The organism is Pukyongia salina, assembly GCF_002966125.1.
Classification (GTDB): Bacteria; Bacteroidota; Bacteroidia; order Flavobacteriales; family Flavobacteriaceae; genus Pukyongia; species Pukyongia salina.
Genome location: NZ_CP027062.1, coordinates 2,405,420 through 2,426,914, shown reverse-complemented (window position 1 = coordinate 2,426,914; position 21,495 = coordinate 2,405,420). Strand labels below are relative to the sequence as shown.

Below are 21,495 nucleotides of genomic sequence, written 5' to 3'. Positions count from 1 at the left end.
TTTTTTTTGAATTATTGAACTAAATTACAGCGGTTTACATAAGATAGTTTTCCTAATTCTGGCAAATATTTATACAATTTCATCTAATGGTATTCTGTAACCAGATTGAAGGTTTTTATATTCGGTCATCGACATCCCGGTACAACTCTTAAATTGTTTCGCTAAATGACTACTGTTCTTGTAATATAAAGAATAGGCTATTTCACTGAAATTGTGCTGATTTAACTGAATGTATTCCTTGGCTTTCTCAATTTTTAGATTGATTACATATTTTTCGAGAGTCATGCCTTCAGATTTACTGAACGTTTTACTAAGCAGAGCATAGTTCTTTCCTAATTCTTTGGCGAGGTTTACTAGTATAATATCTTTATCTCCTTCATCGATCTGCTGAATAAGGGCTATTTTAATTTTCTCAACAAGAGCCTTTGCCGTATCTTTTATAATTTCAAAACCGAAACTATTGAGTTCTTTTTCTAATTCAACATAACTTCCATCAGAAATTTCATTGACAACAATTTTCCCTAGCTCGACAGATTCTACCTGAAATCCTTTTTCACGCAAAAGATTTAAGATTGTCATCTTACATCGATTACAAACCATATTCTTAATAAAAAATGTTTGTGCCATATCATTATTGAATTAAGTAATTGATAATTGTAGTTTGTACATAGTAGGCCCTTATAGATTCGATTCGTTCCATCTCGAATTTTAACTGTAATTCCTGAATATTTAAAACATCATTAAAATCTATCGTACCTGTTTCATAACTCTTAATTAAAATTTCTTCTGCATCTTTGGCTTGTTTAAGGTTCTTGCTTTGTGTATTATAACTAATCCTGGCTGAAATACGATCGTTAATAGCCTTGCTTAACAGTGTTTCCAGAGTGTTTAATCGATCCTGTTTTTGATAACTGATTTCTCGTTGTTCTATCTCGTTCTGTTTAGATTGAGATCTGTACTTTTTATTAAAAATTGGAATCGATACAGAGACCATTGGCATTACAATATCTTTACCATTATCGGTAAAACTCATATCCGGTCTTTCATCAACGTTTATATAATCCAGCCCAAAACCAATCATTGGACTTCTTTCTTTTTGGTTTAGTAATTCAGATTGTGCAACAGATTTATACAACTGGTCATATTTCAACAGTTCTGGGTGTAAGACCAAGTTTTCAGTAAGGATTTCAACATCTTCAGAAGGAATATCCAATTTATCCGCAATCCTAATCGAAATACTTTCATCTCTATTTAAAAGCTTATTTAGCTTTGTTTGATCTGCTAAAAACTGTTGATATAATATATCTTTTAACTGCTGCAGATCGTTTTTTCGCATTTGCAATCTAAGTACGTCGACAGCAGAAGCCGTACCTACCTCAACCGATGTTAGTGCCAAAGTTTCGTAGGTATCGAGTAATTTTATATTATCGGTGAGTACCTTTTGTTTTTCATGGTTCGCATATAAGTTATAATATACCTGCAATACCGAAGCTATTAATTTCCGCTTTGCAATAAGAATCTCCATGTATTTCGTATCCGCCAATGAGTTCGTATAATTCTCTCTCGAAGCAATGGTTCCAAACCACGGGAACATCTGCTTGGCCGATATTTTAAATCGTTGTGCGCCCGTTCGTGTTTCTGGTTCGCTAATGAAATAACCGAAACCAAATTCAGTGTTCGGAATTGCATTAACCTCATTGCTCTTTTCTGAAGCTCTTTTATATTGCAATTCGAATTTTTGGATTTCCGGATTGTTATTCAAAGCCTCTTCAACAAGAGCTTCCAAATCCTGTGCGTTGGAAATTGGAGCTGCCGAACAGATCGCAAGGAACACCAATACTTTTATATAAAACTTACTCTCTCTCATTTTGTCAATTTGTTTAGTTTAACTTCGGCCGTCCAGCTATACAATACCGGCACAACAAATAAGGTTATTAGGGCGATAAGCATACCGCCAAAGCTTGGAATGGCCATAGGTATCATGATATCGCTTCCTCTACCTGTGGAAGTCAATACGGGAAGTAGTGCAAGGATCGTGGTCGCTGTTGTCATCAGGCATGGTCTTATTCGTTTTTCGCCTGCCTCAAGAACAGACGCTCTCACTTCTGTTTTATTTTCGGGTGTATTCTTATGAAACGTCTGTGTTAAATATGTGGCCATTACCACCCCATCATCCGTTGCTATCCCGAATAAAGCAATGAATCCTACCCAGACTGCCACACTTAAATTTATGGGATGCATCTGGAATAAATCGCGCAAATTCTCTCCGAAGAAACTGAAGTTTAAAAACCAACTTTGCCCGTATAACCATATCATTAAGAACCCTCCAGCAAACGCCACCGCAATTCCTGTAAACACCATTAAGGATGTGCCTACCGATCTAAATTGGAAATACAGTATTAAAAAGATAATGGCCAAAGCTAAGGGTACCACAACCGATAAGGTTTTCTCTGCTCGTAGTTGATTTTCGTAGGTGCCGGTAAACGCATAGTTAATTCCTTCGGGAACAATCAATTCACCAGAATCTATCTTTTGCTTTATAAGTAATTGGGCGTTTTCAACCACACTTACTTCTGCAAACCCATCTATTTTATCGAATAGCACATATCCCACAAGAAAAGTATCTTCACTTTTAATAACCTGCGGACCTTTTTCATACCGTATTGTTGCCAATTCACTTAAAGGGATCGGGCTCCCCTTTTCCACCGGTACGTAGATCTGTTCTATGTCCGTGGGATTCGCTCTTAATTCTCTCGGGTACCGAACACGAACTCCATAGCGTTCCCTTCCTTCAACAGTTTGGGTTAATACCATACCACCCACTGCCACTTTTAATATATCCTGCACCTCTTGAATGGTCACTCCATATCGTGCAATTTTTTCTCTATCTATATCAATTAACAGATAAGGCTTCCCTACGATTCGGTCTGCAAATACAGCCTCAACTTTTACGCCCTCAGCTTGTTTTATTATATTTTCCAGTTGGACGCCGAACGCTTCAATTTGTTTTAAGTCTTGTCCTTTAACTTTTATGCCCATAGGTGCCCGCATGCCGGTTTGAAGCATCACCAATCGTGTTTCAATGGGTTGTAATTTTGGTGCTGAGGTTACTCCTGGTAATTTGGTTACTCTCACAATTTCATTCCAAATATCATCCGGTGATTTAATTTCAGGCCGCCAATTTCGATAGTATTCACCGTTCGTATCTTCGATCAATTGAGATCTTTTTACCTTTGGAAAAGAACTGTTTTCGACCTTATTAGGATTCGAAATAAAGCGACCGTCCCTTAATTCGAATAAGCCATCCTTATTAACTTTGTAACGTTGACGTTCTCCCTTATCATTTAGCATATACTCTGGTTTATACTGAATGATATTTTCGTACATCGACAAAGGTGCTGGGTCTAACGCAGATTCTGTCCTTCCAGCTTTACCTACTACGGTTTCTATCTCCGGGATACTGGCAACGGCCATATCTAATTGCTGTAAAACCCTTTTATTCTCTTCCACCCCGGCATGTGGCATTGAGGTTGGCATCAGTAAAAATGAACCTTCATTTAATGATGGCATAAATTCTTTCCCCGTATTTCGCATTATAAAAATTCCGGCTATTACAATAGCGGTGGGGATCGATAAAAAAAGTAATTTATTATCCAAGCACCATCTTAGAATCCGAGTATAGAACTTAATAAATAAGGAGAATAGACTTAAAAGTCCGAAACAAATAATCCCTACAAAAATGAGATTCCAGAAAATACTTTTATCCACTCCTAGGGGCCGCCAATATTGGGCTAACAAGAATATAATGGCGGTTGCCGAGATAAATATGTTCGCGAGATTAGATTGTTTCGCCGTGATCTTCTGTCGAAGCCTTAGGATGGCGATTGTGCCAAATGCGATCAATACCAGTCCCAACCAATATCCATAGAACATTGATACGATGCCAAACAATATTAGACCACCATTAGTTACATATTTCAAATTAGTCTTATTGTTTTTCTTCCTGAATAAATAAGCGGCGAACGGAGGTATTAAAAATAAAGCCACTATGATCGAGGCTGTTAGCGCAAAAGTTTTTGTAAAAGCTAATGGTCTGAATAGTTTCCCTTCAGCACCTATCATCGTAAATACTGGTATGAAACTTATGATGGTGGTCATGACCGCCGTTACTATTGCTCCGGAAACCTCGGCTGTAGCATTATAAACTATCGTATTGATTGGTTGAGTTCCATCGTCCTCGTCTAAATGCCGTATAATATTTTCTGAAAGAATTACACCTACATCAACCATTGTCCCTATGGCAATAGCAATACCGGATAACGCAACAATATTGGCATCTACACCAAAGAGTTTCATCGCTATAAACACCATCAATACCGCAACAGGCAAAAGACCCGAAATTAAAATGGAAGCTCGCAGATTGAACACCATAATAATAATAACCAATATGGTGATGAGAATTTCTAAGGTAAGGGCTTCATTTAAGGTACCTAAAGTTTCTTGTATAATTTCTGTTCTATCGTAAAATGGGACAATAGTGAGTTGTGATGTTCTACCATCCGATAAAACCTTTGATGGTAAGCCAGAACTTATCTCATTGATTTTCTCTTTAACATTGTTGATCACCTCCATTGGATTAGCCCCATACCTAGCGGTAACCACAGCACCAACGACTTCGGCACCTTCTTTGTCCAACAAGCCTCTTCTGGTCCCTGGACCTAAAGAAACTTTGCCTATATCTTTAATTCTAATAGGTGTGAAGTCTTCAGAAATAACAACTGCATTTTCAATATCCGCGATAGATTTCACATACCCTAAACCGCGTACTAAGTATTCGGCGCGATTTATCTCTATTGTTTGCGCTCCAATTTCTTTGTTACTTTCTTTTACGGCTTTCACTATTTGATGTAATGCAATGTTGTATTGCCTCATCAACTCCGGATTCACATCCACTTGATACTCCTGAACATATCCGCCAATAGATGCGACCTCTGCCACCCCACTTGCCGAAGACAACGCGTACTTTACATAGTAATCCTGAATACTCCGAAGCTCCTGTAAATCCCATCCCCCGGTAACATTTCCATTTTCATCACGCCCTTCTAAAGTGTACCAGAAAATCTGGCCTAATCCCGTCGCATCCGGTCCCAAGGCTGGATTCACACCATCGGGTAATAAACCACTAGGTAAGGAATTTAGTTTTTCTAAAATTCGGCTACGACTCCAATAAAACTCAACATCTTCTTCGAAAATGATATATATACTCGAAAAGCCAAACATAGACGAACTTCGAATTGTTTTAACTCCCGGTATTCCTAATAAAGTTGTGGTTAACGGATATGTGATTTGATCTTCTATATCCTGTGGTGAACGACCATCCCATTTAGTAAATACGATCTGTTGGTTTTCACCAATATCAGGGATAGCATCTACAGCAACCGGATTGCTTGGCAAAAACCCGGTATCCCAATTAAAAGGCGCATTAATAGTACCCCATCCTATAAATAGAATAAGAAGTAAAACAGCTACAAGCTTATTTTCTATTAAAAATTTTATGCATTTATTAAGCATGGATTGATTCTTAAACAATTAGACATTGGTGATAGTAAATCACCGAATACAGCAATATATCCAATCGACACTAGGCCGTTGGATAAAAGAAGCTATTGTTTAAGATCAAATTAAATAGGATTCGTCAATCTTGTAGATCTGCTTGACGACGAGTGGCGGTCTATACCTCTCGTAAGAAATTACGTTTTTATCTTCTCCCTGAAAAAGATAATTATAGGAATAAATAAAGGAAGTAACGAATACTAGCTGGTCGAATGAAACTTGGTCAATTGTAATCTTTAATTCATCCTGACCCTCGACGACAACCTGCTTGTCATCACAACAATTTTTCTTGATGATAGAACATCCCTCTATTGAAGATTTCTCCATATCCATTCCACAACCATCACCTTTTTTAAAAATAGCAGTTTCTACTAGAGTATCCCCGCAATAATGCATATTTACGGTAAATGACATCGTAGAAAAAAGCACTACCAACGCCATCAAGAATGACAATACCCTATGGAAAAAATGTTTCATGCTAAGTACAAAGTTAAGAAAAATGTATAATTGAAGATTTTGTTTAACATTTGTTTATCTAAGCTATCTGTACTAATATGTATTGAAATAGTTGTTTAAGAAATAGAAACGTTAAAAATTCTTATGATTTGAATACCAGTAAGATAGTTGGTAGGGTAAACCGCACTTAAACTGTTTATATAGTAAACATGCCTATTCTTGCTATAAAACTACCTGTAGATAATAATAATACACCCTAATTTATATTTTAATTAGTATTTTTCCTAAGTCGATATATAGGCCGCAAGAAAAATTCGGTTATTAGTGCATGTATTTTGCATATTATCCCAAATTGAAAAAATAAAAATTGAAGAAATCCGTACATAAAACCTATATAGGGACAATGGTTACCATCGTGATCCTGGTAACCATCTACCTCGCATACACCGGTTATTCCTACTACCGCACTCCCCTGGAAGAACGCTTTTACCATCCTAACCACGATTGGTTTAAGCCAAGTGGTGCCTATGGCCATGGCCTGGGAATTATTGGAACCTTAATGATCTTATTTGGAGTGAGCATCTATATTGCCCGAAAACGCTATAACTTCATGGCGAAGTTTATCCGACTCAAATACTTGCTCGAATTTCATATTTTCCTTTGTTCGCTTGGTCCTATTATGGTGTTATTCCACACTGCATTTAAATTTGGCGGAATTGTTTCGGTCGCGTTCTGGAGTATGGTCGCCGTTGTGCTTAGTGGTGTTATCGGCCGGTTTATTTATATACAGATCCCCAGAACCATCGAAGGTAGAGAACTTAGCCTTCAGGAAGTGAAAGGAATGAAAACAGACCTATCGGAAGTTTTAAGAGAAAAATACAAACTCGACCTTCCTACCATACAATTCTTTATACGTTTTACCCAAAATGACGAAGATACCGGAGAAAAAGTTTCCTTATCAGAATTAAAAAAGGCTTTATTAAAAAGCAAACTACCAAAGGACCAGAGAAAATCTATCCTTAAGCTTCTAAAGAACGAACGAACTCTTAGCCGAAAGATAAGTCGCTTACAAACCATGCAAAAACTTTTTAAATACTGGCACGTGGCGCATCTTCCTTTTGCACTCATTATGCTTGTAATTGTAATTATTCATGTGGCCGTTACCCTGGCATTTGGATATAAATGGATCTTTTAATGGATATCCTTATAGAAAATATCATTGTTTACGGTGCTGTCTTTATCTTCTGCGGGGCTATCGTGTACTTTTATCTTCGGAAATTGAAGAAAAATACCCGGGAGACAGAAAAGAAAGTCGCCATCGCCAAAGAAGAAGGTTTGTACGAACCTGTTTCCTTACACCCTTATATAGATCTGAACACTTGTATTGGTAGCGCAGCCTGTGTTTCAGAATGTCCCGAAAAAGATATCATTGGTATCGCAAATGGAAAAGCTACCCTTATTAACTCTTCCAATTGCGTAGGTCATGGTGCTTGTTTCCACGCCTGCCCCGTGGAAGCCATTTCACTTCGAATGGGAACCGAAACCAGGGGCGTAGATCTTCCGCATGTGAATCAGAATTTCGAAACCAATATCCGTGGCATATACATCGCCGGAGAACTAGGTGGAATGGGTCTTATTAGAAACAGTGTGGAACAAGGCCAGCAGGCCATCGACAGTATCGTAAAAAGTAAAAAACCAAACAAGAGTGGTGTAACCGATGTGATCATTATTGGTGCTGGCCCGGCAGGAATCTCTGCAACCCTGGCCTGCAAGAAGCACAAATTAACCAGTTTAACACTGGAACAGGACTCCCTGGGGGGAACAGTGTATACATTTCCACGCTCGAAAATAGTGATGACATCACCTATGAACCTGCCGCTCTACGGGAAAGTGAAATTGTATGATACTTCCAAGGATGAGTTACTAAATTTATGGAACAAAGTGATCGCCGAGCACCAAATCGAGATCAAAGAGAATTGTAAAGTGGTCGATATAGTACCTCAGGCAGACGACACATTTAAAATAGTTACGGCTAATGGAGAAGAATATGTGAGTAATAACGTGCTTATTTCCATTGGCAGACGCGGTAGCCCTCGTAAACTTGGTGTTCCTGGTGAAGAATCGCAAAAAGTAGCCTATAGATTGCTTGAGCCCGAGCGCATTTCAGGAAAAGAAATTATAGTAGTTGGAGGAGGTGATTCGGCTATCGAAGCTTCTTTGTTACTTATGGACAACAATAACGTGCGACAATTGGTAAGAACCGATACACTTACGCGATGTAAACCAAAAAATCGTGAGCGTATAACCGAGGCGAACGAACAAGGGAAGGTAAATTTAATGTTCTCAACCAACCTGGTTTCCATTAGTGATACTCATTGTATGATCAAAACAGACGGTGACGAAATCGTGCAGCAAGTTAAAAACGACCTGGTCTACATTTTCGCTGGTGGAATACTACCAACAGCCTTTTTAGAGAAGCCGGGTATTAAAATTACCAAGCGTTTTGGCTATATTATGAAAAAACATGGTTAACTTTAAGTAGGGTAATTTAAAAGTTAACTGTTTATTACAAAAGAAGGGACCTTAAACGACGTCGGTTCTTTTAACAAAACCCCAATAAACAGGAAATATATGGTTTGAGAAACCGGATAATCCATATCATATTTCCCATCATATTAGCTGTAACCTATAGTTATGGCCAGATATCCCCCGGCGATCTCACAACGGCGCATTCCAACCTGGAAGGACTAACAAATTGTACAATGTGCCACGATATTGGGAAGAAGGTTTCTAATGCAAAATGCCTGGAGTGCCACAAGGAGATTAAAACCTTAATAAACAATAATAAGGGGTATCACGCCAGTTCAGGAGTAAGAAACAAAGATTGTTTCGAATGTCACAGCGAACATCACGGACGTAAGTTTGATATGGTTCGTTTTGATGAAAACAGGTTTAATCACAACCTAACGGGCTATGTGCTGGAAGGAAAACATGCCGAAGTTGATTGCCGGCAATGCCATATGCCCGATAATATTGCGAATAACGAAATAAGAAAACGTAGTGGAACTTTTTTGGGCCTTGATAATGCATGTTTGTCCTGCCATGACGATTTCCATCAAAATACATTACCCAACGATTGCCTTAGCTGTCACAACATGGATGCTTTCAAACCAGTGCTAAACTTCGATCACAATAAAACCGACTATCCCCTTAAAGGAGGGCATCGTAATGTAGACTGCGTGGAATGCCATAAGATAACTACGCGTAACGGCGTTAAGTTCCAGGAGTTCGGTGGAATTCCCTTTGCAGATTGTAAATCCTGTCACAACGATCCTCATAACAACCAATTAAAAGGAAACTGTAAAGAATGTCATACCGAATCATCATTTTCAAATTTTATAGGGCAAGGAAGGTTTAATCATAACATAACAGATTTCAGCCTGAAAGGACAACATAAAAATATTGATTGTTTTAGTTGTCATAACCCAAGTGATGAGCCCTTGGCTGTCTTTCAGGATAAATTAAATATTGCTGAAGATAACTGTGTTGCCTGTCATGATGATCAGCACGACGGACTTTATGGATTGGATTGTGCGAAGTGCCATGTAGAATCGAGCTTTCTTTCCCTGAAAGACATGGATTTCTTCGACCACTCAGTTACCGACTATCCTCTGGAAGGTCAACACCTGGAGGTAGATTGCAGGAAATGTCATGTTGAGCGTTTTTCCACACCAATAGATTTTTCGGCATGCAACAAATGTCATAATGATTACCACCAGGGAGAATTTGCAACTAATGGCGTAAGTCCGGACTGTGTTGAATGTCATTCCCTGGAAAACGGGTTCGAATTTAGTCTGTATACCATAGAACAACACCAGACATCCTCTTTTCCGCTGGAAGGGGCTCACATGGCTACACCCTGTTTTGCTTGTCATATCAGCGAAGAGGACAATAGATGGACTTTCGTCGACCTGGGAACAAGCTGTGTGGATTGTCATGAGGATTTTCACGATAGTTACATAAGTGCCAGCTATTACCCCAACCAGGATTGTACGGTTTGCCATATTAATGATGCCTGGAACTTTGTTACTTTCGATCATAGCGTGACCAACTGGCCCCTGGAAGGCAGACACCTTGAAGTAGATTGTAGATCTTGTCATTTCGAAACTTCTGAAAATGACAATATTATATCTCAAAAATTTATTAACTTAGAGAATCAATGTGCATCCTGCCATGAAAATGTGCATGATGAACAGTTTGCCATAAATGGAGTAACGGATTGCAACAGATGCCATGTCACGGACAGTTGGTTTCCAAAAAAGTTCGATCACAACAGTACGGCCTTCCCATTGAAAGGACGGCATGCCGAAATTGATTGTAAACTTTGTCATGAGATTCGTGGTGAAAATGGAGAAACCACAGTTCTGTATAAATTAAACAAACTGGAATGTATCGACTGTCATTTACAATAGTATTGTTGCTTGCCATGACACCCTTGCTCGCTCAATCGCCACATGGTAATGATCTTAAGATCGACTGTGGGCAATGCCACAATCCAAATGGCTGGGAGATCGATTACGCCACATTGCAGTTTGATCATAATACTACAAATTTTGAACTGGAAGGCTCACACAGCACTACCGATTGTAAGGCCTGCCATACAGATCTAACCTTCAAGAATACTACTACAGATTGCATGTCGTGCCATCTGGACGTTCATAGTCAATCTGTTGGCAACGACTGTATGCGCTGTCACAATTCGGAAAGCTGGTTAGTTTTTAACATCCCGGAACTTCACGAACAAAATGGATTTCCACTTATTGGCGCCCACACCAACCTTAGCTGTATAGAGTGCCATAGCAATGAAAGCTCACTTATTTTCAACCCTATTGGGAATGAATGTATTGAGTGTCACCGTGATGATTATATGGCAACTACTAATCCCAATCACCCACTTTCCGGATTCTCTACAGACTGTCTTGAGTGTCATAGTCCGTTAAGTATGGGATGGGATTCTGGGGGGATAAATCATGATTTTTTCCCGCTTACCCAGGGACATGATATACAGGATTGCAGCCGCTGCCACGATGTGACTAATTTTTCAAATATCTCCGATGACTGTTTCTCCTGCCACATGGATGATTATGCCCAAACCACCAATCCCAATCACCAGGCAGCTAATTTTTCAACAGATTGCAACGAGTGTCATACAACTGCACCAGGGTGGATGCCGGCTATCCTTAATCACGATTTCTTCCCATTAACCATGGGACATGATATCCAGGATTGCAATGAGTGCCATATCAATGGTAACTTCAACAACACTCCTACCGATTGCTTCGCATGTCATTCAGACGATTACAACGCTACATCCGATCCCGATCACCAGGCTGCTAATTTCCCTACAGATTGTGTGCTCTGCCATACTACTAGTCCGGGCTGGATGCCTGCAACCGTAAATCATGGATTCTTCCCATTAACACTGGGACACGATATTCAGGATTGTAATGAATGTCACATAAACGGAAACTTTACAAACACCCCCACAGATTGTTTCGCCTGCCATGCCGATGATTACAATGCTACCACCAATCCGGATCATCAGGCAGCGAATTTCCCAACAGATTGTGCTTCCTGCCATTCTACCAATCCAGGATGGATGCCTGCCGTCCTCAATCATGACTTTTTCCCTTTAACCCTTGGGCATGATATACAGGAGTGTGCCTCCTGCCATATCAATGGAAATTACACCACTACTCCTACCGATTGTTTTGCGTGCCATATGGACGACTATAACGCTACTACTAATCCAAACCATTCAGCAGCACAATTCCCCACAGATTGTGTAACATGTCATACTACTAATCCCGGATGGATGCCGGCTACTTTCGACCACGATTCTATGTACTTCCCTATTTATTCGGGACAGCATGAAGGAGAGTGGAACCAGTGTATAGATTGTCACATCAATACTAGTAACTATGCAGTATTTACATGTGTCACCTGTCATACTCAAATCGATATGGACGATGAACATGAAGGTGTATCCGGTTACGTATACCAGAGCAATGCCTGTTTTGCCTGTCACCCAAATCCTTAAAATGGAAGGCAAATATTTATGAAATTTAAATTTGCGTACATACTAATATTGTTGCTGATATCGTCGGTGGTTTTAGCGCAGGATAAATCCATTAGCGGAACGGTTTCCTTTGTTACCTCGAACAATGTCTACGTGAAATTTGATGATACCAGGGATATCGAAATAGGTAAAAGTTTACAATTGGCCGGAACGGATTGTCTTAGGGTTACAGATAAATCATCCACTTCTGTTGTTTCGGTTGTTTTAAACAACTGCGCAGTTAAAATGGGTGATGTGGTTACTTACATAATAGTCGTGACAGAAACAGAACCGGGCACAGAGCCTTCTATTACAGAGCCTGATGATGAAGTACTTCCAGCCGAAGTTATAGTACCTACTACTCTGGACACGGAGAAGGAATCCATCTATACCGAAAATATCCGCGGGAGAGTCTCTTTGGCTAGTTATAATACATTTTCAGACCTTAGGGAGGATCGTCATCAGTTCAGGACACGTTTTTCGTTGAATGCCAATCACCTGGGTGACTCGAAATTCTCTATTGAGTCTTACCTCACCTACCGAAATATTATCACCCCGGCAGACAGTAGATACAATGGCAGGACTAATATCTTTAATATTTACAATCTCAATGTGCGATACGACGCTACACCTTCACTTTCTGTTACCGCGGGAAGAAAGATCAATCAAAAAGCATCTACCGTTGGCGCTATTGATGGTGTGCAGGTTGAGAAATATTTTGGTAATTTTTATGTAGGTGCTATGGGTGGATATCGGCCGGATTTCCAGGATTACGGCTTTAATTCGGATCTGTTACAATATGGTGGATACTTCGGAATACAGTCAAATTCGCAGGATTTTTATAGCGAAACCACCCTTGGTGCAATGGAACAAACCAATTCCGGGGCAACAGACCGTCGGTACATCTTCTTTCAGCATTTCAGCACCATAGCATCAGACCTAAGTTTATTTGGGTCGGCAGAGATGGATATCTTCGGAAATACAGGTAATGAGACCAGATTAACTAATCTCTATTTATCGGCTCGGTACAGAATAAGCAGAGCGGCAAATATTATGGTATCCTACGACTCCCGAAAGCGAATTATATACTACGAAACCTTTCAAACGGAAATTGAGCAATTGCTTAATGACGATCTGGCCAGACAAGGCTTTAGAACACGTATTAACGTAAGGCCTGCCAAGATCTTATGGCTCGGACTAAGCTATAGCAGACGCTTTAGAAGCGATAATCAAAATAAATCCGACAATTTTTACGCGTACGCCACTGTATCCAGAATTCCACATCTGGGCGGAAGAATAAACATTTCGTATAATATGAATTCTTCAAACTATCTTAGCAGTAATATTTACTCAATTCGATATTCCAGAGAGTTTTTTGAGAATAAATTGGGTACAGAAGTCTATTTTAGAAGAGCCGATTACACCTACGATTACAATATCGATGATCAGGGATTAAATTACATTGGTGCTACCTTGAATTATCGCATCTCCAGGACCTGGCAGTTAAGTTTTTCGGGAGAATTATCACAGGCTGATGTTGAAAATAACTATCGCTTTTATACACGATTAACCAAACGATTTTACAGCAAAAAGAAAAAATAAATTATGAAAAAGTCTAAACTTATATTATTTGCATTGTGCACAGCTTTTATAGTGTCTTGTAATAACAAACCCAAAGTGATCACTGCTCAGACAGAGCCAGATAATAATGAAAAGGTGAGTGGGATTTTTTCCGATGAAAATGCCGATAATCAACCGGCGAATTCTCAATTGGGAACCTCCTTTACCGAAGATCTGCACAAGGTAGTTGTTAAGGAGATACTGCCTGCCACAAAGTATGTTTATTTAAAGGTAACCGAAGGTGGTGGAGAAGAATACTGGATTGCAGCAAGAAAACAAGACATCGAATTAGGTAGCACTTATTTCTATCGTAATGGTTTACTGAAAACAAATTTTGAAAGTAAAGAATACAACCGTGTCTTCGACAGGATCTTTCTTGTTTCCACTCTGGTGGCCGAAGATCACGGGAACAATACGGGAACCTTGTCTGCCGATTTCACCGCAGAGCCCGAACAAACCCTTCAGAAAGAAAATATCCCTACGCATACCGAGGAGATTGTTCAGCATAAAGGAAGCATTAAAATTGCAGAACTTGTGGCAAATCCTACCGCCTACGAAGGAAAAACCGTCCAATTAACCGGTAAATGTGTGAAGATCAACCCAAACATCATGAAACGAAATTGGATCCATCTGCAGGATGGCAGTAAGAACGATTTCGACCTGGTCATTACCTCCAATACGTTTGTTCCTGAAGGAAAAACTGTAACCATGCGTGCTAAAGTTGTTTTAAACAAGGATTTTGGTGCTGGATATCGCTACGATCTAATCCTCGAGGATGGGGTTGTAATTGAATAACCTCATTAAGATATTATTGGAAACTTTCGTTTTCGGAGATAAGCTATAAAACTTATTAACACAATACAACTTACCACGATATAAACCCATTGCGGAATGGGAATAGGATCTCCGGTGGCATAAGAATGAAGCCCGGATAAATAATAATTTACTCCATAGTAGGTCATAATTACAGATGCCAGGCCAAAGATCGTAGCCAGATTATAGGCGTACAGGCCTCTTAATTTTGGGATCAATCTCATATGCAGAATAAAGGCATAGACCAGAATGGTTACCAACGCCCAGGTTTCCTTCGCATCCCAACCCCAGTAGCGACCCCAGGATTCGTTCGCCCAAACGCCACCCAGATAAGTCCCTACACTTACCATAAATAGTCCACCTATTAAGGTTAGCTCGCTTATATAGGTCATTTCCTGTACAATTCGCTTCACTCTGTCCTTATTTTTCTGGGTGATGAAAATGAGCAAAATAAGGTTGATCAATCCTATGATGGCCCCCAGCATTAGAAAGCCGTAACTTCCTGCTTCTAAAGAGACGTGGATAGTTAACCAATACGACTTCAATACAGGCACTAAAGGTGTAATTTCAGGGTCCAGAAAGCTTAAGGTGGACACAAATAGAATGGTCCCTGCCAACACCATAGTAGCGGCAAGTCCGCCAAAAGATTTACGAGTAAACAGCACGCCCGCAAGCGTGGAAGTCCAGGCAATATAGATCATAGATTCGTAGCCATTACTCCATGGCGCCCGGCCCGATACATACCATCGCATTCCCAGCCCAATCGTGTGCAGAACAAAGCCTAAAACGATGAGAGAGAATAAGATCCAGTATACTTTCTTTAGTTTTAAATTTGGTTTGAAAACCGATAAAAACAAGAAGAATAAAAGAAAAAGCCCTAGGATCATGTAGAATCCGGCAAGACGAGTAAAGACATTCATTTGGTTAAGACGAATCTCGGTATTGATCTTAGATTCGGAAGGCATAATGCTTCCTCCTTTGGCTTGCTGAAAAGATTTTAACTCCTCGAGGAGATGACCGGCATGATCAAAGTTACCGCTATTCGTGGCCTGCTGAAGGGCAGTACCATAAGCGTTGAAAAAATTCTCGGCTATGGTAGAATGATTATGGCCATCGTTCGGTGAGTGATTATGATTATTATACGCCTGCCAGGTATTGTTAGGGTCGTTAGGATTAGGAACGATCTTGAGAAGACTACCGGAAAATAACATGCTCATGATATTAAGCCGTTCGTCTATTTTCATAAGATCTTTTGCATAAACACCCCTATCAATAGGCTCCAGGGCGTAAACCCGTCTCACTTCATCCCTTAGCTTGTACTCCCCTTTTTCATTGAAGAAATCTTTATAAGAGGCATAATCACCGTTTACATTTAATAATTTCTGAACGTCTTTATGCTTCCCCAGTTTAACCATTTTCACATCGTACCAGTCCTTCTTATTCACGAACATCCCAAGAATTACCTGGTCTGCCGTTAAGCCATCCCAGCTTTCCTTTCTTGCAATCTTACGCATCACTTCTCTGGAAAGGGTATGCATGGGTTTCATTCTACCTTTAAAATCCTGAACTACCACTTTACTAAAGGCCTCGGCATGTTCCTTAGAAACGGCTTTCGACTTATACGCCTGTCCGTACGAACTATACCCTAAGGACAAAAGCAGCAGCAAAATAAAAGTGCCTCGTTTTGCTCTCAGTTTCTTTATTTTACGAAGTACCTCATGGAAGCGGGTATTTTTACTGAAGAAAGTAAGAATCATCCCAAGGGTGAGCAACGCATAGCCAATATAAGAGATCAAAGTACCCCAGAAATCACTGTTCACGCTTAAGTAAGTGCCCTTTTCGTCCCGATCGAAAGAAGACTGAAAGAACCGATAACCACTATAATTAAGGATATTATTCATATAAATACGGTAGTCCATATTCACATTTTCTGCAGGATCGATGAGCGTAACTTCACTGGCATAAGACGAAGCGCTGTTGGTTCCCGGATACTTCTCCATAATGAAATCATTCAGTTTAATCGAGAAAGGAACATTTACTTCTTTAGCGCCATACGCCGATCTAACCGATAGCTCATCAAAGTTCAGGATAGCCGGATTACCCGGTAAGCCACGGTTTCCGTATACCATAGTTTCCTGGGTATCACCATCTACAGTGACGTTTAATACCACGGCCGTAACGCTTTCACTTTTAACTTTAGGGTCTTCGCTTACCAGCTCGAGCGAGGCTTTTGGCTCGAATTCGGAAAAAACAAAATTGTTCGTTCCATCCGAATATAAAGCACGTAAAGCCAACGGGTTGAATTCACCATTAAAAACGATCGTATCCCGTTGCTGTGTCGCCATGACGGTTTGTACAAGTGGCCGGTCGTAATTTATCTGGAGTTGATCGTTAACATACCTCAGGTTTACGGCACCCACTATGCGTTGATCTTTAAAATTGAAAAGCATTTCTCCAATTCGGTGGGTACTTCCCTTCTCGACAAAATATTCTTCCCTGCCACGCGGACCAGCCACCACGAGCTTTGCTACGGGTACCCCGCCATCGGAATTGGCCTTCAATTGTTGCTTCGGATTTGGAATAAAATCGGTTACTTCAACAACAATTAAACTACCATCCACTAAATAGGATTCGTGAAAATTATTGTTTCCTAAACTTGCGAAAAGTACGGGTTCGTCGAAACTATAAGTCGTACCATTTTTCAATACATCGAATTTCAAATAGGTTTCGGCAGACAAAAAACTTGATGCCCTGTCATTTTCCCGTATATGCATTACCCCTTCAAATCCAAAATATCGGGTTACACCGGCCCCTATAATGATAATGATAATAGCAGCATGAAACATTAAAACAGCCCACTTACGCATGGGTATCATTCTGTATCTTAATATATTAACCAAGATGGTGATGCCAAATAATACCAGTAACAATTCGAACCACCAAGACTTGAAAATCACTTTTTGTGCAGCACTGGTACCAAAATCATTCTCAATGAAAGTAGCAATGCCGATCGCAGCCGCGAACAGGACGAAATAAACTCCGGCGGCTTTCGTGTCGAAAAATGGGAGAAGCAATTTTTTGATCTTCGGAAAGATGTTTTTCATGATACGAGTGATATTCACTCAAATTTAGTTTAATTATTCAATTTGCGGCCGGATAAATCACCTCCGAATCTTCTCAACCTCAGCTTTTAAAATATACATAATTTCTTAAATAGAACACTTCAGCAGGAAAATACCCTAAGAGAATCTTCGAAAAAATTCATTTTTTAATTCAGAAAAAAAGGCCCTTCAGTGAAAACCGCTAATAATCAATAATATAAGTATTCTTGAATACGTTTCCAGGAACGCTATTTAAATTTAACTGAAATGTATGAGGCCAGATATTTTATATTTTTCTGAATAACAGGGCATTTACGACAATGGTAAACTAATGAATGAAGTCTTTTTGTTGATATATCTGTCCCTTACCCAGATCTAATCTATAAAATTAAAGTTTTATAAATTTTTCTGAAGCTTTCATATCACCATCGGCATATAACGAAATTAAGTACACCCCCGATGAGAGTGAGTTCACTTTAAGGTGATCATTTTCAATTTCATAGAACTTTTCAGAAACAATCCTCCCAGAAATATCGGAGATACGAATATCATAGTCTGTTAAATCAACCCCATGAACATTTAATATATCATTCACAGGATTAGGATATAACTGAAATTTTTCTTCATTAAAATCCTCTACGGCTAGCGGTGCCGGTGGAAGCGGTATTAGCCCACCACCTAAAGGAGATACGGCATATAGCCCAAAGGCGGGACCGTTAGAATTTTGAGAAGGATCGAAGAATCCGGAAGCCAGCACAGTAACGGCTATTCCTTCCAGGCCCAGAGATTCTAGTGCGGCAATATAGGCAGCTAGTGCCTGGGTACCTGCTTCGTTACGTAATTCGATGGTATAATTATCGGAAGGGAATTCAAAATAGCCCTGATATTCGGAATAGGCTATATTATCCACGATCTGCCCCAACCCAACTTCGGTTTCGAATGCATCCATCACTGGTGCGTCTGTAGATCCCTGGTAGATCAACACATCTACCTTCAACGGATCCATAGAAGTTTCCCTTCCCATGTCGAACACGTGGAGATCGAAGGGAGGAGCCGGGTTGTATCCGGTACTACTTTCAATACCCCCCGCAATGATCACATAGGTCTCATTTTCGGTTAAGGTGAAAGTTTCGGTGTAAAAGGCATCGGAAGCGCTAGTGCTGTCGTCCGGGGCTACGCCAACGATCAAGGGAACCCCAGCAGGAAGGTCGGTGAAGGGAGACGCTGTCCTGAAATTCACATTGTCCAGAGTAAGCATCCCATTTACATACACATCGACGGTAGCTGTTAAAGCATCGGCCGAATTGTGGATCACTTGTACGCGTGCCGATTGTGAATAACTTACAGCAGATATGATCACGAAACTCAAGAGTAATAATGGCTTTTTCATAGGTTTTTTTTTGAGGTTGAAAAAAGCGATCAAAGGGGTACTCGTAAAGTTATGTATTTCAGAATAAAACAAAAAACCCGGGGATCTCCCCGGGTTCTTACTGTTTAATCGTAGAAGGTTACACCTCCTGTGGCAAGGTCGTACATCGCACCCACGATCTTTATACTTCCTTCCTGCTCCATATCCCGGAGGATAACACTCTGGTTTCGGATATTTTCTATTGCCATTTCTACATTCACTTTGGCCACCTCATCTACAAACTCCAGATTTGACGAATTACGTTTAGATTCGTCCTGTGGTTCCTTAACAGCGAATACGGCAGGTTCTATCTTATTTATTAGAGTTGTGAGATTCCCCATGCGTGCATGATCGCAGGCTCCTTTAACGGCTCCACAACAGGTGTGTCCTAGAACAACCAAAAGCTTGGTTCCTGCCAACTTACAGGCAAATTCCATACTTCCAAGAATATCCTGGTTGATGAAATTACCGGCGATTCTAATACTGAAGATGTCGCCCAATCCCTGGTCGAACACAAGTTCGGCCGAGACGCGGGAATCTATACAACTTAAAATCGTTGCAAAAGGGAATTGGCCCTCCGCAGTTTCGTTTACTTGTTGTAGTAGATTTCGGTTTGCTTTCAGGTTATTCTGAAATCTTTCGTTTCCTTCCTTCAAAAACTGTAGAGCTTTATCGGGAGTCATTGTTGCTTGTGTTTCTCTTGTATGTGCTTTCATAGTGTGTTTTTTTTACGTTGTTTTTGGTCTTAGTTTAAAAAATTGAATATAGCTCGGTGGATTTTCCACCTCTCCCCTTTCGGAGATTATTTTTATTGTAATATTTCGATTCCTTGCTTTTTCTGAAAAATCTTCGAGGATCTCAACGATATCATTGTCCAGATAGCGTGTTTTTCTCACATCCAGCTCAAGATAAGTATCCTCGGGGAGATTATCAAGCTCCTTTAAAATTGCACCCTTATTGAAGAAAGTAACTTCTTCTGCGAGGGTCATTTTAATTTTATGCTTCCCATTACTCTTATCTTCTATGTGCAGGAAATGCGAGTTTTGGTAGCTTTTCAGAAGTATGACAACGATCCCAACAGCAAGTCCCAGACCGATGCCGATAAGCAGATCGGTAAATATTATTCCTGTGACAGTTACTGTGAAGGGAACGAATTGTTTCCAGCCAAGGGCATACATTTTCTTGAATAAAGCAGGCTTGGCCAATTTATATCCCACTACCAGTAAAATTGCGGCCAGTACCGATAACGGAATTTTATTGAGCAATTTTGGGATAAGGATGATCGAGATCAGCAGGAAGAATCCGTGAATGATAGCCGAAGCCTTAGTTTTCCCTCCCGATTGAATGTTGGCTGAACTTCTCACAATTACCTGCGTAATGGGTAAACCACCAATTAGCCCGGACATGATATTTCCGGTCCCCTGGGCCAGAAGTTCTCTATTGGTAGGAGTAACTCTTTTCTGGGGGTCTAGTTTATCGGTAGCTTCCACGCACAATAAGGTCTCCAAACTGGCCACCAGGGCAATGGTAAATGCCACGATCCATATCTGCGGATTGGTGATCTCGGAAAAGTTAGGAAATGTGAATTGTGCCAGGAATGAGCTGGCATCTTCGGGAGCCGGCACGCTAACCAGATTATCGGAAGCAATTCCAAATCGGGTTCCTTCGGTAAGCACAAAATATACGATTCCGAAGATAACCGCAACCAGCGGGCCCTGTATCAAAGTAAATAACTTTGCTTTTTTAGACAATACCTTCTCCCACAGGATCAAAATACCGAGGCCTACCAGTGCGACTATAGTGGCCCCGGGGCTAATGTACTTTACTGTTTGTATGATCCCGGAGAAAGTATTTTCTCCATCAACCTGAAGGAAGGCAAAATCGCCTTCGGGATCTGCATTATATCCAAAGAAATGAGGTATCTGTTTCAGAATGATGATTATCCCAATACCAGTTAGCATCCCCTTAATGACAGATGATGGAAAATAATAACCAATTACTCCGGCTTTCAGAATTCCGAAGATCAATTGAATAACTCCTCCCAGCACCACAGCTAGTAGGAAATTTTCGAAGCTACCAAGGGTAGCAATAGCGGCTAAAACAATAGCGGCCAACCCCGCTGCAGGACCGCTTACCCCAATTTGAGAACCACTAAGGGAGCCTACCACAATTCCTCCTACGATCCCTGCTATGAGACCGGAGAAAAGCGGTGCTCCACTAGCCAGGGCAATCCCTAAACAAAGTGGCAACGCAACGAAAAATACGACAATACTTGCGGGTAAGTCGCTCTTTAAATTTTTGAACATAGTAATAGATTTTTCTTCAGAAAGCTCTGAAGATGAGTTAATTTATTCGCGTACTGAAAA

Annotated in this window: 14 protein-coding genes; 6 read left to right on the top strand and 8 right to left on the bottom strand. The window is 40.3% G+C overall.

The genetic code is table 11. The features are described 5' to 3' along the window. Positions 1 to 69: 69 nt before the first annotated feature. From C5O00_RS11025 to C5O00_RS14750, 4 genes are all read right to left on the bottom strand, one after another. On the bottom strand, positions 70 to 579 hold the full coding sequence (locus C5O00_RS11025; protein ID WP_244592978.1) for a helix-turn-helix domain-containing protein: 510 nt from the start codon (positions 577 to 579) through the stop codon (positions 70 to 72). 52 nt (positions 580 to 631) lie between these two features. Further along, positions 632 to 1,867, bottom strand: a complete 1,236-nt coding sequence (locus C5O00_RS11020; RefSeq protein ID WP_105216902.1) for a TolC family protein — start codon at positions 1,865 to 1,867, stop codon at positions 632 to 634. Beyond that, positions 1,864 to 5,571, bottom strand: coding sequence for an efflux RND transporter permease subunit (locus tag C5O00_RS11015; RefSeq protein WP_105216901.1), 3,708 nt, complete (start codon positions 5,569 to 5,571; stop codon positions 1,864 to 1,866). Before C5O00_RS11015 ends, C5O00_RS11020 begins: the two co-directional genes overlap by 4 nt. 105 nt (positions 5,572 to 5,676) lie before the next feature. Continuing rightward, entirely contained in the window at positions 5,677 to 6,090 is a 414-nt protein-coding gene (locus C5O00_RS14750; RefSeq protein ID WP_449421190.1) for an HYC_CC_PP family protein, read from the bottom strand. 346 nt (positions 6,091 to 6,436) lie between these two features. On the opposite strand from C5O00_RS14750, the gene C5O00_RS11005 reads away from it, so the two are divergent. The 6 genes from C5O00_RS11005 (at position 6,437) to C5O00_RS10980 (ending at position 14,602) form a co-directional block, all read left to right on the top strand. Next, positions 6,437 to 7,264 carry a hypothetical protein gene (locus tag C5O00_RS11005; RefSeq protein WP_244592977.1) on the top strand — a complete coding sequence of 276 codons (828 nt, stop codon included), beginning with the start codon at positions 6,437 to 6,439 and terminating at the stop codon, positions 7,262 to 7,264. Then, entirely contained in the window at positions 7,264 to 8,601 is a 1,338-nt protein-coding gene (locus C5O00_RS11000; RefSeq protein WP_105217654.1) for an NAD(P)-binding domain-containing protein, read from the top strand. Before C5O00_RS11005 ends, C5O00_RS11000 begins: the two co-directional genes overlap by 1 nt. Positions 8,602 to 8,705: 104 nt before the next feature. Further along, positions 8,706 to 10,541, top strand: coding sequence for a cytochrome c family protein (locus C5O00_RS10995; RefSeq protein WP_105216899.1), 1,836 nt, complete (start codon positions 8,706 to 8,708; stop codon positions 10,539 to 10,541). Further along, the gene (locus tag C5O00_RS14495) at positions 10,517 to 12,169 is read left to right on the top strand and encodes a hypothetical protein (protein WP_158676838.1); all 1,653 of its coding nucleotides are present in this window, start codon (positions 10,517 to 10,519) and stop codon (positions 12,167 to 12,169) included. The genes C5O00_RS10995 and C5O00_RS14495 overlap by 25 nt, the downstream gene beginning before the upstream one ends. 18 nt (positions 12,170 to 12,187) lie before the next feature. Beyond that, on the top strand, positions 12,188 to 13,789 hold the full coding sequence (locus C5O00_RS10985; RefSeq protein ID WP_158676837.1) for a hypothetical protein: 1,602 nt from the start codon (positions 12,188 to 12,190) through the stop codon (positions 13,787 to 13,789). A gap of 3 nt (positions 13,790 to 13,792) precedes the next feature. Next, a complete protein-coding gene (locus C5O00_RS10980; protein ID WP_105216896.1) occupies positions 13,793 to 14,602 on the top strand; it encodes a hypothetical protein in 810 nt (269 codons plus the stop codon). Between the two features lie 5 nt (positions 14,603 to 14,607). Here C5O00_RS10980 and C5O00_RS10975 read toward each other — a convergent pair whose 3' ends face one another. From C5O00_RS10975 to C5O00_RS10960, 4 genes are all read right to left on the bottom strand, one after another. Continuing rightward, positions 14,608 to 17,724 (bottom strand): cytochrome c biogenesis protein, encoded by a 3,117-nt coding sequence (locus C5O00_RS10975; protein ID WP_105216895.1) that lies wholly within the window; start codon positions 17,722 to 17,724, stop codon positions 14,608 to 14,610. Between the two features lie 385 nt (positions 17,725 to 18,109). Beyond that, complete coding sequence (locus tag C5O00_RS10970) at positions 18,110 to 19,111, bottom strand: T9SS type A sorting domain-containing protein (protein ID WP_158676836.1); 1,002 nt, start codon at positions 19,109 to 19,111, stop codon at positions 18,110 to 18,112. A gap of 104 nt (positions 19,112 to 19,215) precedes the next feature. Beyond that, a complete protein-coding gene (locus tag C5O00_RS10965; RefSeq protein ID WP_105216893.1) occupies positions 19,216 to 19,845 on the bottom strand; it encodes a carbonic anhydrase family protein in 630 nt (209 codons plus the stop codon). Positions 19,846 to 19,857: 12 nt separating this feature from the next. Beyond that, a complete protein-coding gene (locus C5O00_RS10960) occupies positions 19,858 to 21,435 on the bottom strand; it encodes a SulP family inorganic anion transporter (RefSeq protein ID WP_105216892.1) in 1,578 nt (525 codons plus the stop codon). Positions 21,436 to 21,495: the final 60 nt, after the last annotated feature.

Bases quoted from the DNA above. Each gene is read 5' to 3' on its own strand.
- C5O00_RS10975 (WP_105216895.1), bottom strand. From the start codon at position 17,724: ATGAAAAACATCTTTCCGAAGATCAAAAAATTGCTTCTCCCATTTTTC.
- C5O00_RS10960 (WP_105216892.1), bottom strand. From the start codon at position 21,435: ATGTTCAAAAATTTAAAGAGCGACTTACCCGCAAGTATTGTCGTATTT.
- C5O00_RS14750 (WP_449421190.1), bottom strand. From the start codon at position 6,090: ATGAAACATTTTTTCCATAGGGTATTGTCATTCTTGATGGCGTTGGTA.
- C5O00_RS11000 (WP_105217654.1), top strand. From the start codon at position 7,264: ATGGATATCCTTATAGAAAATATCATTGTTTACGGTGCTGTCTTTATC.
- C5O00_RS10970 (WP_158676836.1), bottom strand. From the start codon at position 19,111: ATGAAAAAGCCATTATTACTCTTGAGTTTCGTGATCATATCTGCTGTA.
- C5O00_RS11025 (WP_244592978.1), bottom strand. From the start codon at position 579: ATGACAATCTTAAATCTTTTGCGTGAAAAAGGATTTCAGGTAGAATCT.
- C5O00_RS11020 (WP_105216902.1), bottom strand. From the start codon at position 1,867: ATGAGAGAGAGTAAGTTTTATATAAAAGTATTGGTGTTCCTTGCGATC.
- C5O00_RS10965 (WP_105216893.1), bottom strand. From the start codon at position 19,845: ATGAAAGCACATACAAGAGAAACACAAGCAACAATGACTCCCGATAAA.
- C5O00_RS10985 (WP_158676837.1), top strand. From the start codon at position 12,188: ATGAAATTTAAATTTGCGTACATACTAATATTGTTGCTGATATCGTCG.
- C5O00_RS11015 (WP_105216901.1), bottom strand. From the start codon at position 5,571: ATGCTTAATAAATGCATAAAATTTTTAATAGAAAATAAGCTTGTAGCT.
- C5O00_RS14495 (WP_158676838.1), top strand. From the start codon at position 10,517: ATGTATCGACTGTCATTTACAATAGTATTGTTGCTTGCCATGACACCC.
- C5O00_RS10980 (WP_105216896.1), top strand. From the start codon at position 13,793: ATGAAAAAGTCTAAACTTATATTATTTGCATTGTGCACAGCTTTTATA.